The sequence below is a fragment of the Lentilactobacillus hilgardii genome (assembly GCF_009832765.1).
In the GTDB taxonomy this organism is placed as follows: domain Bacteria; phylum Bacillota; class Bacilli; order Lactobacillales; family Lactobacillaceae; genus Lentilactobacillus; species Lentilactobacillus hilgardii.
This window is the reverse complement of the sequence record NZ_CP047121.1, coordinates 2,033,816-2,048,274: the sequence shown is the minus strand read 5'-3', so window position 1 is coordinate 2,048,274 and position 14,459 is coordinate 2,033,816. Positions and strand designations below refer to the sequence as shown.

Annotated in this window: 13 protein-coding genes; 10 read left to right on the top strand and 3 right to left on the bottom strand. The window is 38.8% G+C overall.

All coding sequences use genetic code 11. From position 1 onward, the window contains the following. Positions 1 to 9 precede the first annotated feature (9 nt). The gene (locus GQR93_RS09660) at positions 10 to 306 is read left to right on the top strand and encodes a holin (protein WP_159298752.1); all 297 of its coding nucleotides are present in this window, start codon (positions 10 to 12) and stop codon (positions 304 to 306) included. Further along, a complete protein-coding gene (locus GQR93_RS09655; RefSeq protein ID WP_159298751.1) occupies positions 296 to 1,261 on the top strand; it encodes a DUF5776 domain-containing protein in 966 nt (321 codons plus the stop codon). Before GQR93_RS09660 ends, GQR93_RS09655 begins: the two co-directional genes overlap by 11 nt. Positions 1,262 to 1,490: 229 nt before the next feature. On the opposite strand, the gene GQR93_RS09650 is transcribed toward GQR93_RS09655, so the two are convergent. Further along, on the bottom strand, positions 1,491 to 2,099 hold the full coding sequence (locus GQR93_RS09650; protein ID WP_159298750.1) for a hypothetical protein: 609 nt from the start codon (positions 2,097 to 2,099) through the stop codon (positions 1,491 to 1,493). A gap of 996 nt (positions 2,100 to 3,095) precedes the next feature. After that, positions 3,096 to 3,467 (bottom strand): DUF805 domain-containing protein, encoded by a 372-nt coding sequence (locus GQR93_RS09640; RefSeq protein WP_003554768.1) that lies wholly within the window; start codon positions 3,465 to 3,467, stop codon positions 3,096 to 3,098. A 658-nt stretch (positions 3,468 to 4,125) separates the two neighbouring features. On the opposite strand from GQR93_RS09640, the gene GQR93_RS09630 reads away from it, so the two are divergent. The 4 genes from GQR93_RS09630 to GQR93_RS09615 all read left to right on the top strand — a co-directional run bounded on the left by GQR93_RS09630 (position 4,126) and on the right by GQR93_RS09615 (position 7,515). Next, a complete protein-coding gene (locus GQR93_RS09630; protein WP_003554766.1) occupies positions 4,126 to 4,683 on the top strand; it encodes a VanZ family protein in 558 nt (185 codons plus the stop codon). A gap of 156 nt (positions 4,684 to 4,839) precedes the next feature. Beyond that, complete coding sequence (proC, locus tag GQR93_RS09625) at positions 4,840 to 5,640, top strand: pyrroline-5-carboxylate reductase (protein ID WP_223801881.1); 801 nt, start codon at positions 4,840 to 4,842, stop codon at positions 5,638 to 5,640. Between the two features lie 22 nt (positions 5,641 to 5,662). Then, positions 5,663 to 6,781, top strand: a complete 1,119-nt coding sequence (gene nagA / locus GQR93_RS09620; RefSeq protein WP_003554761.1) for an N-acetylglucosamine-6-phosphate deacetylase — start codon at positions 5,663 to 5,665, stop codon at positions 6,779 to 6,781. A gap of 29 nt (positions 6,782 to 6,810) precedes the next feature. Then, positions 6,811 to 7,515, top strand: a complete 705-nt coding sequence (locus GQR93_RS09615) for a GntR family transcriptional regulator (RefSeq protein WP_003554758.1) — start codon at positions 6,811 to 6,813, stop codon at positions 7,513 to 7,515. A 441-nt stretch (positions 7,516 to 7,956) separates the two neighbouring features. Here the strand turns inward: GQR93_RS09615 and GQR93_RS09610 are convergent, their stop codons facing one another. Further along, complete coding sequence (locus GQR93_RS09610; RefSeq protein ID WP_003554752.1) at positions 7,957 to 8,697, bottom strand: WecB/TagA/CpsF family glycosyltransferase; 741 nt, start codon at positions 8,695 to 8,697, stop codon at positions 7,957 to 7,959. 121 nt (positions 8,698 to 8,818) lie between these two features. Here GQR93_RS09610 and GQR93_RS09605 point away from each other — a divergent pair, with 121 nt between their 5' ends. The 4 genes from GQR93_RS09605 (at position 8,819) to GQR93_RS09590 (ending at position 14,433) form a co-directional block, all read left to right on the top strand. Beyond that, a complete protein-coding gene (locus GQR93_RS09605; protein WP_003554750.1) occupies positions 8,819 to 10,276 on the top strand; it encodes a nicotinate phosphoribosyltransferase in 1,458 nt (485 codons plus the stop codon). An 18-nt stretch (positions 10,277 to 10,294) separates the two neighbouring features. Then, positions 10,295 to 11,122 (top strand): ammonia-dependent NAD(+) synthetase, encoded by an 828-nt coding sequence (gene nadE, locus GQR93_RS09600; protein WP_035444817.1) that lies wholly within the window; start codon positions 10,295 to 10,297, stop codon positions 11,120 to 11,122. 189 nt (positions 11,123 to 11,311) lie between these two features. After that, positions 11,312 to 13,978, top strand: coding sequence for a calcium-translocating P-type ATPase, PMCA-type (locus tag GQR93_RS09595; protein ID WP_003554746.1), 2,667 nt, complete (start codon positions 11,312 to 11,314; stop codon positions 13,976 to 13,978). A gap of 23 nt (positions 13,979 to 14,001) precedes the next feature. After that, positions 14,002 to 14,433, top strand: a complete 432-nt coding sequence (locus GQR93_RS09590) for a hypothetical protein (protein WP_003554745.1) — start codon at positions 14,002 to 14,004, stop codon at positions 14,431 to 14,433. Positions 14,434 to 14,459 lie beyond the last annotated feature (26 nt).

The following is a 14,459-nucleotide window of genomic DNA, read 5'->3' as shown; positions in this document are numbered from 1 at the left end:
GAGGATATTATGAATTTTATTCAACAGTTAAATTTGGGAACGACTGCAGAAATGTCATTAATCTTTGCAGTCGTTTTTTGTATAACTCAGGCTTTAAAGACGACCGTGTTAAACAACAAGTGGCTGCCGTGGATATCTATGATTGTTGGTGTGTTCGCGGGATTATTGGCTGCCATCATCAATGCCGACAGTCATTATTTGTCAAGTGCTGTCCTGGGGTTGTTAATTGGTGGCTTTACCAGCGGGCTTTTTGACGGTTTTAAGGGATTCTCAACAAATAAGGAGGATAAAAACAATGGGTTATAAAATTAATCGCAATTACGCACTTTCAGCGGGACAAGGCGACAGTCGATTAGCGGCTAAAAAGTATATTATCGTCCACGATACGGGGAATGATAATAACAAGGGCGCTAATTCGGCTAAGAATGAAGCTTCTTATATGAAGCAACACTGGAATAATGCATACACCCATTTTATTGTGGATGACACAGCAATTTATCAGGTTGGTGAACCGGGTTATGTGGCTTGGGGTGCTTTGAACGCTAATCCATACAGTCCAATGCAAGTAGAATTAGCCCATGTTAATTCACAGTCACGATTCCGAGAGTCGTATACACGTTATATTTGGTTGATTCGATACTATGCGAACAAGTACAATATTCCGCTCACTCTTGATGGTTCTGGTAATGGTATTAAGTCACACCTGTGGGTTACTAATAATTTCGGTGGCGATCATGTGGATCCATACGGGTATTTATCTAAGTGGGGTGTTAGCAAAGCGCAGTTCGCTAAAGACTTAAAGAATGGGGTGGGGAGTACTTCTACACCAAAGAAAGCAAGTTACTTCACCTGGCGCCCACATTGGATTTATACCCAAGCAACAGTTAAAGCCTATAAAAACATTAAAGATGTTGGAACTGGAAAAAATGTTTCCAAGACTTATCCACCAAAGACGCAGTTAAGCACTAAAGATTTAAAAAACAAGAGATTCCAATTAACAAATGGTCTGTGGGTTACCGCAAATAAAGACTTTGTAAACAATCTTTACTACACACCATCTGGCAAAGTCAAAACTGTGCAGTCTGTGCGTGGAACATACAGATACAAAGATTTAGCCTTTAAACAAAAGGTTGACGGATTTTCTAAAGGTACAAAGTTTGATGTTGTGAAAGTTGTTAAGTACGGCCACACATCACGGCTACAGCTTGGTAACGGGATGTATATTAGTGGAAATAAGTTAATTAACAAGTTTGTAGAATAAAATTAAGCCTCACTCGATTAACTTCGGGTGGGGCTTTTTTTATTGCCCAATTTTTAGAAGAGCAAAAAGTGTGATCGAACGTTAAGGTTGCAACTTGATAATGGGATGTGTATTTCCGGGAACAAATTTATTAACAAGTTTGCAGAATAACAATAAAGCCCTTCATCTCTGTAATTCGAGGTGAGGGGCTTTATTGAATAATTATAATATTAGTATAGAAAAGTTTTGGTTACTTGTAAATGTTATTATTTAAACTAGCGAACCCTTTGAAATCGGAAAATTTGTTTTTATTTTTGTCATAAAATTTTTCCGCTGCAGAAATAATTTTTTTACACATATCCTCAACGTCAATAGATAAAGTGTATTCTATTTTACCACCACTTGAAAAAGGCCCCCAAGACGGGCCACTGGAACTAGTTTGGAACGTTGGAAGTTTGCGATTATTTTTGTTTGGAATAGTAAAGAGTATCGTGAAATTAACATCGGTAACTTCGTTGTATTTATTTTTTAAATAAGCTTGTAAAGTTTCTCCTTGGTGTAAAAATGAGCAACGTAATTTATAAACAAATTCAGCATCGTAGCTTGGGCTAATTATAAGCCCAACTTTATTCCGCTTCAAAGCGCTTTCGTGGTTGTCAATGTACGCTTTATACCATTTCTTATATCTTTCCCCTGTGCCTAACTTCTTGTTCTGATATTCAACATTGCCACAGATGTCAGGGAGTGTTAAAACAATATCAAGAGCACCAATATAATTTTGCACTTTTAGACATTCTTTGGCTGAGTTCACAATGAGTAGAAAATTATTCTCACTAGGATTATTATTAATTCCATACATAAGCATGCACCACCTTAATTGTTAATTATAGCATTATTAGCTCTAGCCACTTATGTGTTAACTTAATGTTTAATGCATTCCAATAATAATTTCTTCCATAATTAATTGAAATAAATTTATGTCAGCATCATCTCAGAAAAAGAAATATTTATCGTGGTGGTAGAATAAAACATTACCGGATAGAATTAAATGATAATCTTTCGTTTTGTATTCGCGCAAAAAAATAACCTTCTTTCGTGGCTTCTATTAAATAGATACGTGAAAGAAGGCTATTTTTCGTTAAGAATTTATGTATAAATCCATCCCAGGGATTTTTTAAAGTTAGCCAATTGGTAAGCCAAAAAGTTTTTAGTGCCTGTAAACCCCTGCCGTCAACGGTTTTAGTGTTTACAATTCGAACCCAGCTAGCCCAATAATTGATTGTTACCCGTTTTCATAGGTTGTCAAAGGCCTGTGAGAACGGGATTTTTTGTGTCTCCCATTTCTTTGACTATCACTCATGGGGCAGCAAAAAGCTAGCCATTCTTAGATTAAAGGGTTTAGAAGCTAAAACACCTCCTTGCTCTTTTTGTCAGTCTGGCAAAATTGGGCTGTTTTGACATCTATATAAGCCGTTCGACGATTTCGGGCGAGTCCTGAGCCCCTTGGTCATCCAACGGTTCCCAACACCCTTTGATGACGCTGTTTGACGCTGAAAAAGTTGTTTTTTAAAATAGTATCGTTCCATTTTAAGACCAACAGTTCCGATTCTTGCATGCAGAAAGAATAGTTGAAGGACTTGATTATCATCTTTGAGGTATCCAATGAAATGCTGCAATTTTTCTCTATCATAAATAGTTTTCAATATTTTGGCCTATATGTCGTCTATTTGTTTGGAGGAGACGGTTTTCACTTTTTTTATCTGAATCAATAGCTAATTCATTTAGTAAGATGATGTTCTGTTTAAATACAAAAAGGTTGATATCTTACGGCATCAACCCCTAAAATAAAAAACGATTATCTTTTATCCCAACGGTTAGCTTTGCTGGGAAATACCATTAAAATAAAGAACCAGATTGTTCCAATTAATGGTACTAAATCAATTAAAATCCACCAGCCAACATGATCAGAATCATGTAATCGACGTATCTTAACTGTAAATGTAGCAATCCAAACGATCAAGCCGACTGTTCGAACGGTGGAATCCACTGCTAAATCTTTCAAATTTCTGATCGAATCAAATGAGTACCCAGTGACATGACTAATAATAATGACAGCGATAATACCTAATACGTAATTGATAATAATAGGCCACCAATAATCTGAACGACTAGCGGTACCAGAAACGTTAAAAATATTTTTCCAAAAACGTTTATACGATGTAATCATAGTCAAGACCCTCTCTCTTAAATATCAGCTTTTAATGACATCAGTGTTTGGTCAAAATAAATTCTGATCGATTAAAATCTTTACTGTGTTACTGGTATTACTTTTTCATCGTGATGTCCAATATGAGCTGTTTTATAATCAATTCATAGCGATATCGGCCTAAAAATAAGAATTGCATCATCTTTTGTTTAAACCTAAAACTGCTTTTTTTGGATGGTGTAGGGCTCATTCTCTGTAGATTGAGTTTACGTTTTTTACATATTTTTATTTCGTCACATGCTGACAATACAAGTCTTTCCAAGACATAACGAAGAAATATAACAAGAATGTTTTAAAAACAATTTTAGAATGACATCACACAAATGATTATAAACTTATCAAGTAATTCTGTAATTTTAAACGTCGTAAACACAACGATACTTTGGTTCCGAATAAACATGATGAACGCCAATATGCATTAATTTGTGCTTAGACAGAAACTACATCTGTTATTTCTTAGATCACCACGGTAAATTAAGTTCCTTTTTTGATCAGAAGTTATGTTTTTTTAAAGCCTCTCGTCGTTATAAAAAGACTTAAGCTTCACTTAACCCACTATCTTTAAGCTTATTGCAACAATCAAAAACAGTAATAGTTAAATTAAGGGAAGGTGAGCGTTATGGTTAAATGGATTCCGTATTTTATTGATGTGACCAGTGTTCTAATCTGGCTGAAAATTCAATCAAGTCAGATTGCGAAGCTTTCACGGTGGCAATTAACGACAATTTTATCAGCAGTTATTTACGTGATCACTGTCAGTTATCTAACACTGGCACCTACTTCATATGCATTTGTTGGGACACAACAAGTTGCACCGTTAATGGTTGGTAATGTCCCTGTGAACCTAATTCCCTTTTGGAGTACAACATCGGATTTTTACCAAAATGTATTAATGATGTTACCTATGGGTGTTTACATTGCGTTGTTAAGACCGGATTTTAAAGCCAAGCACACGGTTCTTTTAGGATTGATCGTAAGCGTTGGCATTGAAACATTACAATTTATTTTGGATTGGAGTGTTGGGTTATCCAGATGGGTAGACATTAACGATGTTTTAACAAATACATTTGGTGTCCTTGTCGGATGGGGGCTGGTCATTAGTCTACAACACACTTTTTTAAAACGTTTAATCAAGAAGTTTACGGTTGATTTTTCATTTATTTATCATCATAAATAGAGTGAATCAACGTAATCATGTTATATATAATGACAATGGATTAATATGTTTTTTTGCTGTTCTACAAATTTAGTAGTTGCAATCTACTTAAAATTCCGCTATTGTCGAATTAAAGAAAAATTGGAATAGTCCGATATAACTGTTAGGAGAATGAATATGAAAATTGGCTTTATTGGTGTTGGCGCAATGGCCCAAGCAATTATTCAGGGCTTACTTAGAGCAAAATTTGTGCCAGCAAAAGACATTTTGGTCCATAGTGCACACCAGGCTCGTTATGAACAATATGCAGACCAATATGGATTAACGGCACAGAAAACAAATGCGGAACTTACCCAGAACAGTGATTTGGTTGTGTTAGCTGTTGTTCCTGGAATTGCGGCAGATGTTTTAAATGAAATAAACGGTGAATTAAAATCTAATAAAACGCTTATTTCAATTGTATCTGGCATTGGTCTCAATCGACTGGAAGAGTTAACCGATTATAATCTGCCAATTTTACGAAGTCTGCCAAACATTAACTCGGAATACGGACAAGGCATGACGGCTATTGCTACTAATGAAAATTTAGTAGGCGAGCAAAAGAAGACAGCGGTCTCGCTGTTTGAGGCAACGGGTGAGATTAGTGAACTTCCTGAAGACCAATTTGCCATTTTTAGTGCTATTTCCGGTAGCGCGGTGGCTTATGTGGATTTCTTTATCGATTGTTTAAGTCGCGCCGGTGTGAAATATGGATTCAATAAAGAAACTGCTACTAAAGTTGCCACCCAAACCGCACTTGGATCCGCACAATCTTTATTGGCCTCTAAACAAACACCTGCTGAGATGATTGACAAAGTTTGTTCTCCGGGTGGTGATACCATTGCCGGTATTCTCGCGATGGAACAGGCTGGCCTTTTGAACTCTGTTATTAAAGGAATTGATGCAACAATTGATAAATCAACCGGAAATTCAAAATAAAAGGAATTGAAATTTTACTGAGATGTCAAAAGTTTTGACGAATGGTCATATTTATGCCGGTCGGCGTGAAATCAAGTGTGGATTTATCAGATTTTCCGATAAGGTTAATGCAATTGGCTCCATGCAGGATTTTCATCTTCAACGGGATGATGATGTTAATGATTTGAAAGGGAAGTTAGTTGTTCCCGGGTTTATAGATGTGCATGTTCATGGCGGTTATGGGATCGACTCGATGACAGGAGATAGCAGTCACATCAGCCAGATGGTATCTAAAATGAAATCTGAGGGTGTTACAGCGCTTTTACTGACAACGATGACTCAATCCCCCTCAAAGATCTCGCATGCTATGGAGACGATTAGAGAGGCTGCTTTAATCAATCCAGTAATTGTTGGTATTCACTTGGAAGGCCCGTTTGTGTCAAAAAAATTTAATGGTGCCCAGCCAATTGATCAGATTCAGTCAGTCAATGTCAGCGACTTATCACGCTGGAATCAATTATCCGGTGGGTTGGTTCGTCTGATAACCTACGCGCCAGAGATAAATGATCATCGATCCCTGGAGGCATATTGTAATGCCCACCAAATTAGAATTTCTGTGGGGCATAGTGATGCCACGTACAAAACATTGCAACAATGTCAGGTTGACCACATAACCCATCTTTTCAATGCTCAGCGGGGACTTCATCAAAGAGAACCGGGCGTCGTTGGTTTTTCAATGCTATCTGACATGCCAGTGGAACTTATCTGTGACGGGTATCATGTTGTTTCTCCGGTTGTAAAACTAGCTTATCGAATCATCGGATCAGATCGACTTGAACTTGTAACGGATGCAATGGAAGCAAAAGGGATGGTTGATGGAGATTATCAGCTTGGCGGTCAGCACGTTTTGGTTACAAAAAACCGGGCAATTCTTGGAAACGGGAAACTTGCAGGTTCTGTGCTCAAGTTTGATCAGGCATTTAGGAATGTGATTCAATTTACCGGCTGCTCGATTGGGGATGCGGTAAAAATGAGCTCGACCAATCAAGCCAAAGAATTTAATTTAAAGGGGAAGGGATCCCTTGAAATTGGAAGCGATGCGGACATCAATGTGTTTGACAACCAACTAGACCTTATGGCAACGTATAGTTATGGTAAATAATTTACACAAATTTAAAGTAGGTGGTAACAATGGGTTTACCAATATATATTCAAATTCATAATGATATTAAGCGAAATATTGAAGCCGAGAAATGGAAAATCGGTGATCGAATTCCTTCGGAGCGGGAATTATCAACGGAGTTTGGCGTTAGTCGAATGACACTTCGCCAAGCAATTCAAACATTAGTTGATGAAGGGATCTTGGAACGACGGGTTGGTTCCGGAACGTTTGTTGCCAACCAAAAGGTTCAGGAACGAATGTCGGGGGTAACCGGTTTTACCGATTTAATGTTGGCACAAGGCAAGAAACCTTCCAGCAAAACAATTTCATATCATACGATGGAACCGTCTTTGAGTGAAATGGAGAAATTAAAGATTACCCAAGATCAATCGGTGTTGCGAATGGAACGAATTCGATACGGAGATAATATCCCAATTTGTTTTGAAGTCGCAACCGTTCCGGAAAATATCGTTGCCGGTTTGGAAAAGTCCGAAGTCACGAGTTCACTATACAGGGCTTTGGAGCAAAAAAAGAATTTAAGCCTTGGAAAGGCACAGCAGACTGTTTCTGCGATGCTGGCTTCTGAAAGAATTGCAGAATATCTTGATATTAAGCGTGGAGACGCAATTTTAAGACTTCGACAGATTACATATTTGCAGGATGGTCGCCCGTTTGAGTACGTCAGAACACAGTACGTTGGTGATCGTTTTGAATTTTATCTGGAAAAAGGTTAATGGATTAAACTCAAATGAATAAAGCAAAACCGGCTGTCCGCTTTTTATGCGAGCAACCGGTTTTGCTTTATTTAGATTTCTTTTCGAATGACTTGGTGTTGAAAAGGGAACCACTCAGCCAGACTGTGATCCAGCTACTAAAAAGGGATACCGGAATGAAAATAATGAGTGATGTCCAATTAACGAAGCCACCAAAAAACATAAGATAAATAAGATAGCCAATAGAAATGATGCCAATGATTAAATAGTTATTTAAGTGTATAAAGTTAGTGACATATGCCAAAAGAAAGATACCCAATATTTCAACCGGGACATGTTTTAGTATAAATTGATGTGTTATCATGTTGAAAAAGACGATTCCCAACGAGATCAGGAAAATGCCCCAAAGAACAACTTTCAATTGTTCTTGATTTTGTGTGCTTTTCGTGACCGATTACCCCTTTAATTTCCTGATAAGCGTTCTTTCAAAACGGCTATCAAATATTTTGGCAGTACTGACAATCGGGAAATCCGACTTGGCTCTTTGACGACTCGGTATAACCACTCTAGATGCATTTTTTGCCAACTCCCCGGCGCCCGTTTTACCGTTCCCGTTAGAACGTCGAAAGAGCCACCGATTCCCATCCATAGGCCGTCAGTGGTCTGTCGGTTCTTATCAATGAATTCTTCTTGTTTTGGATAACCTGTAGCAACAAAGATCATGTCAGGTTGCGTGCGGCGAATGTCATTGATGATATTGCGGTCATCACCAAAATAACCGTTATGAGTACCGGCAATTTTTAGACCGGCATATTTTTGAGCCACAACTTCTCTTAGTTTGTTGATAACCTCGGTTTTGGCACCAACAAAATAAGCTGACTTATGATTCTGACTTCCCCATTCCAAGAGGCTCACAAATAAATCATAGCCTGCAATTCTTTCTTGAAGGGGATCCTTCAACAGTTTTGCGCCAATGATAATGCCGATGCCATCTGCAATGATATAGTCCGCCCTTTTTATTAGGGTCTCGTATGGTCTGTTCTGCCGAGCATACATCACAATTTCAGGGTTTGCAGTAACAACAAACGTATTTTTGTGATGATTAATGCGTTGCTTTAGCAGGCTTTCAAATTGTTCTTGGTTGGTGTTTTCAAAAGGAATGCCCAGAATTGAAACGGGCTTTTTTTGACTTTGCTTCTCCATAAAATCTCCCTGTTTCTAATTGTATTAATTTGAAATAATTGCATAATTCTTTTCAATATTCAGAATAATGATAGAATTAAACTAATTATATAACATTTATCTGGGAGGATAATTTAATAAAATGCCAAAATTTGACAACTTAACCCTCCATACTGATTTCTATGAAATTAATATGATGGCCACTTACTTTGAAAAACACATGCAAAATCGGCATGCGGTCTTTGAGGTATTCTTTCGTAAACTGCCTTTTGGAAACGGATACGCCGTTTTTGCCGGCCTTCAACATGTCATTGAGTACATTCAAGGCTTGAATTTTACTGATGACGATATTGATTATTTACAAGAAGTGACCAACTATCCAACAGATTTTTTAGACTATCTTCGTCATTTTAAATTCAAAGGAACCATTAGATCTGCTCTTGAAGGTGATTTGGTATTTGCTAATGAACCCATCCTTCAAGTTGAAGGAACGCTTTGTGAGTGCCAACTTGTTGAAACAGCCATTTTAAACATGGTCAATTATCAAACATTAATTGCAACCAAGGCTTCGCGAATTCGAACGGTTGTTGGTGATGATCCACTAATGGAATTTGGAACTAGAAGGGCTCAAGAAGTTTCTGCTGCTTTGTGGGGAACCCGCGCCGCAATTATTGGCGGTTTTGATTCAACTTCAAATGTTTTAGCCGGTAAGGCGTTTGGAATTCCCATCAGCGGCACGCATGCCCATTCATTGGTTGAATCCTTTGGAAATGACTATGATGCCTTTAAAGCATACGCCCAAACCCATCATGATTGTGTTTTTTTGGTCGACACTTACGATACACTTAAGAGTGGTGTGCCGAGTGCAATCAAAGTTGCTGACGAAATGGGAGATAAAATCAAATTTGCCGGTGTTCGGTTGGATTCGGGCGATATGGCTTATTTGTCCAAGCGGGTTCGGGAATTACTTGATAATGCCGGCTATGAGGATACAAAGATTTTTGCTTCAAATGATATGGACGAAACAACAATTGCCAGCTTGAAAATGCAGCATGCCAAGATAGATGTTTGGGGTATTGGTACAAAAGTGATTACCGCCTTTGATCAACCTGCGCTGGGTGCGGTTTACAAGATGGTGTCAGTTGAGCATTCTGACGGTAGGATGAAAGATACAATCAAGATTTCAGGAAATGCAGAAAAAGTGTCAACGCCTGGCAAAAAGCAGGTGTGGCGAATTACGGATGCTCGGGATGGTAAATCGGAGGGCGATTATATTACCTTGTCTGATGAGGATCCCCGTCAGGAAAAATCAATTTTTATGTTCCACCCGAATTACACGTATATTAACAAAACGGTCGAAAACTTTAATGCACAACCGCTTCTTCAACCGATTTTTGAAAAAGGAAAATTGGTCTACCAAGTACCTGATTTAAAAGAAATTTCTCATTATGCTAAAAAACAGGTCGCGTCATTGTGGCCTGAATATAAACGTGAACTTAATCCACAAAAATATCCTGTTGACCTATCGCAAAAGTGCTGGGACAATAAACGTGACATTATTGAAAAAGTCCGTAACTACGTACAGCAAATTAATTTTTAAGTTAAGGGATGGATGGCCATGCGAGAAAAGCAACAAGAAATTATTGATGCGTTAAGGGTTCAACCAACGATTGATCCAAAAGTGGAAATTAGAAGAAGTGTTGATTTTTTAAAATCTTATTTGAAAAAATACGATTTTTTTAAATCACTCATTTTGGGAATTTCCGGTGGTCAGGATTCGACATTAGCCGGGAAGTTGTCACAGATGGCAGTTTCAGAGTTACGCGATGAGACGGGTGACAATCGTTATCAATTTATTGCTGTTCGATTACCGTATGGTGTGCAGGCAGACGAATCTGACGCATTGGCAGCAATTAAGTATATTCAAGCGGATCAGACGTTTAGAGTTGATATTCAGTCTGCAGTTGATGCGGCTGTTGAATCCGTGGAAGCAAATGACGTCAACGTCAGTGATTTTAATAAGGGCAATATTAAAGCCCGCCAACGAATGATCGCCCAATATGCAATTGCCGGTAGTACAAATGGCGTTGTGGTCGGTACAGATCATGCGGCAGAAGCTGTGACCGGTTTTTACACAAAGTTTGGTGATGGTGCCGCTGATATCACACCGCTTTGGCGGCTGGATAAACGTCAGGGAAAGCAGTTGCTTGAAGTATTGGATGCTCCTAAGCATCTGTACCAAAAGACGCCTACAGCCGATTTGGAAGATAATCGACCAGCGTTGCCTGATGAAGTTGCACTTGGGGTGACCTATCAAGATATTGATGATTATCTGGAAGGCAGAGAAGTTTCTCAAAAGTCAGCTGAAACGATTGAAAGCTGGTATCGAAAGACTGAGCATAAGCGTCACACACCAATTAATGTTTATGATACATTTTGGAAGTAGTATTAGGTGACAAAACATGAATATTTAGGTATAATATTCTCAAATAAAGGGAGTAACCAGCAATAGTAATTGCGAATATCTCGTCAACGTGAAATCTTGTATTTCCGGGATATTTCTTAAATGGTGAGACTTATGAATTCTTTTCACAAGAGTTTATGGGTCTCTTTTTCTTTAAAAAGGAGGAAATTAATGAAGCAGCAGGGAAAATTATTTTATCAACAATCCGTTAATGACGTCATGCAGCAAATGAAAGCGAATCCTGAAGGGTTATCGGACCAGTCTGTTGAACAGCGGCGGGCACAATTTGGTTATAATCGACTTCAGGCAAAGCGTCGGACAACGTTATTTGAAAAATTTATCGCACAATTTAAAGATTTAATGATTATCATTTTGATTATTGCAGCAATTATTGCGGGGATTGCCGGAGAACATATTGATGCTGCAATTATTATTGCTGTGGTCATTTTAAATGCGGTCTTCGGCGTCTTTCAAGAGTCAAAGGCAGAAAATGCAATTGATTCGTTAAAACAGATGTCGGCTCCAATGGCTACAGTGCTGAGAAATGGCCGTGAGACAACGGTTAAAAGTGAAGAGATTGTTCCTGGAGATATTGTTCTTCTTGAAGCAGGAGATGTTGTGCCTGCTGATATTCGATTGATCGAAACAAATACTTTAAAAATTGAAGAAGCAGCTTTAACAGGGGAATCGGTGCCGGTTAATAAGCAGGTTGAGACGATTAATGACACAGATTTGCCACTTGGTGATCGTAAGAATCTTGGCTTTATGAACAGCAATGTAACCTCCGGACGCGGAGTCGGGGTGGTTACCGGCACCGGGATGAACACTGAAGTTGGTAAGATTGCCCATATGTTAAACACAACGGAAGAAGCAACAACGCCTCTTCAAGAAAATCTCAATAAGCTTGGTAAGGTATTGACAATCCTGATTTTAGTTATTGCAGTTATTGTCTTTGGTGTTGGTATGTGGCGAGGCGAGGAAAGCCTGATTAATATGCTGTTAACAGCCATTTCTTTAGCGGTTGCGGCTATTCCGGAAGGCCTGCCCGCTATTGTGACTGTTACTTTGGCAATTGGTACGCAACAAATGGCTCGCCACCGTGCGCTGATTCGAAAATTACAAGCTGTGGAAACATTGGGAAGTACGGATATTATTGCATCGGATAAAACCGGAACGTTGACCCAGAATAAGATGACCGTTGAAAAAGTTTATTTGGATGGTCAACTAAAGGACTATGGCGAAACGAAGCAGTTATTATCAGACAAATTACCACAGATTATGATTTTAAATAACGATACTAAATTTTTGGAAGACGGATTAGGTGGTGATCCAACCGAAACAGCTTTGATTTCGTTTTATTTAAATCATGATTTGCCGGTTCAGGAATTCATTAAAAAGCATCAGCGTTTGGCTGAAATTCCGTTTGATTCTGAACGAAAATTGATGTCAACCTATAACAAAGTTGATGACGGCCAAATTATGATGACGATGAAAGGTGCACCGGACCAACTACTGGCTCGCGTTACCCAAATTCTTGATCATGGTCAAGTTCGGCAAATCACAGATGAAGATAAGCAAAAGATCAGCGAAACAAATCATGAGTTAGCTACGCAAGCATTAAGGGTACTGGCTTTTGCATATCGAATGGTTGATAAGGTACCAACAGAATTAACGAGTGATGCCCAGGAACATGACATGATCTTTACAGGGTTGATCGGCATGATTGATCCCGAGAGGCCCGAAGTAGCGCAAGCAGTTGCAGAAGCAAAGACTGCGGGAATTAAATCTGTCATGATTACCGGAGACCATCAGGATACGGCTCAGGCGATTGCCAAGCGACTCGGAATTCTAGAGAGATCCGATCATTCAACTGATAAGGTCATTAATGGGGCGCAACTGGATGAATTATCAGACAGTCAGTTTGAGAACCAGGTTGAAAACATTGCCGTTTATGCCAGAGTTGCGCCGGAACACAAGGTTAGAATTGTGAATGCCTGGCAAAAGAAGGGTAAAGTTGTTGCGATGACCGGTGACGGTGTTAATGATGCACCGGCGCTAAAAGCGGCTGACATTGGTGTCGGAATGGGAATTACAGGTACTGAAGTTTCGAAAGAAGCCAGCGATATGGTTCTGGCCGATGACAATTTTGCAACAATTGTAACGGCAGTTAAAGCAGGGCGAAAAGTATTTGCCAATATTCAAAAGTCACTTCAATATCTGTTGTCTGCCAACCTGGGAGAGGTTTTGACATTGTTTGTCATGACCATGATGGGTTGGGAGATTTTGGCACCGGTTCAAATTCTTTGGATTAATCTGGTGACAGATACTTTTCCAGCTATTGCATTAGGTGTTGAACCGGCAGAGCCGGGAATTATGAAACGTAAACCACGTGGACGCTCGTCAAATTTCCTGTCGGGCGGGATTATGAGTAATATTCTTTATCAAGGATTCTTTGAAGGCTTTATCACTTTAAGTGTATACGCGTTTGCCATCTTGAATCCGGTTCATTCGTCAGAAGCATTAATTCATGCGGATGCATTGACAATGGCCTATGCAACCCTTGGATTGATTCAATTATTCCACGCATTTAATTCGAAAACGATCCATCAATCCATTTTCAAGGTGGGGCTTTTCAAAAATAAATTCTTTAATTGGGCACTTTTGGGTTCTACATTACTACTAGTGCTTACAATTGTCGTACCGGGATTCAATGATATGTTCCATGTCACTGAATTAGGTCTTTCACAATGGATTGTTGTGATTATTGGCGGATTTATGATCGTTGTTATCTCAGAAGTAGTAAAATATGTACAGCGTCATTTCTTCAATCAACAATAATTTTTAGATGGGGGTCATTCTTTTTGAAACCACAAGACTTAAGAAGATATGCCAAAATTGTTTCCGATATTATCGATTCAACACAATCAAACGGTGAAGATTTAAATGCAGACTACGAAGTGCTGAGAAAATCAATTGATGATAAGACCGTTTCTGACCTTGGTTCAGATAGATTAACACAAATTAAAACTCATTTTCAGTCCGGGACTGATAAGTATCAAGACAATGTAAATAAACTTGAACAGGCACCGGTACCGGTTAAAATACTGGGTAAACATAAAATACTGGTCAGAGCCTATGCGGATTATGCGGATGCATGTCAGGATATGACAGACAGCTTAAATCCTGAAGATGCATCGATTGATGCCGAAAAATTCAATCGATCAGAAAAAGACCAGGAAAATCACATTGCAAAAGTCTCTGACGTTACGACAAGAATTATGGGAATGTTATAAAAAGTGTGCGAATCTAATCTGGAATA

What these genes read in the sequence shown, in the direction of transcription:
- GQR93_RS09655 (WP_159298751.1), top strand. Translation starts at nt 296, where the DNA reads ATGGGTTATAAAATTAATCGCAATTACGCACTTTCAGCGGGACAAGGC.
- GQR93_RS09660 (WP_159298752.1), top strand. Translation starts at nt 10, where the DNA reads ATGAATTTTATTCAACAGTTAAATTTGGGAACGACTGCAGAAATGTCA.
- GQR93_RS09630 (WP_003554766.1), top strand. Translation starts at nt 4,126, where the DNA reads ATGGTTAAATGGATTCCGTATTTTATTGATGTGACCAGTGTTCTAATC.
- GQR93_RS09640 (WP_003554768.1), bottom strand. Translation starts at nt 3,467, where the DNA reads ATGATTACATCGTATAAACGTTTTTGGAAAAATATTTTTAACGTTTCT.
- GQR93_RS09605 (WP_003554750.1), top strand. Translation starts at nt 8,819, where the DNA reads ATGCCAAAATTTGACAACTTAACCCTCCATACTGATTTCTATGAAATT.
- GQR93_RS09615 (WP_003554758.1), top strand. Translation starts at nt 6,811, where the DNA reads ATGGGTTTACCAATATATATTCAAATTCATAATGATATTAAGCGAAAT.
- nadE (WP_035444817.1), top strand. Translation starts at nt 10,295, where the DNA reads ATGCGAGAAAAGCAACAAGAAATTATTGATGCGTTAAGGGTTCAACCA.
- GQR93_RS09650 (WP_159298750.1), bottom strand. Translation starts at nt 2,099, where the DNA reads ATGTATGGAATTAATAATAATCCTAGTGAGAATAATTTTCTACTCATT.
- nagA (WP_003554761.1), top strand. Translation starts at nt 5,663, where the DNA reads ATGTCAAAAGTTTTGACGAATGGTCATATTTATGCCGGTCGGCGTGAA.
- proC (WP_223801881.1), top strand. Translation starts at nt 4,840, where the DNA reads ATGAAAATTGGCTTTATTGGTGTTGGCGCAATGGCCCAAGCAATTATT.
- GQR93_RS09610 (WP_003554752.1), bottom strand. Translation starts at nt 8,697, where the DNA reads ATGGAGAAGCAAAGTCAAAAAAAGCCCGTTTCAATTCTGGGCATTCCT.
- GQR93_RS09595 (WP_003554746.1), top strand. Translation starts at nt 11,312, where the DNA reads ATGAAGCAGCAGGGAAAATTATTTTATCAACAATCCGTTAATGACGTC.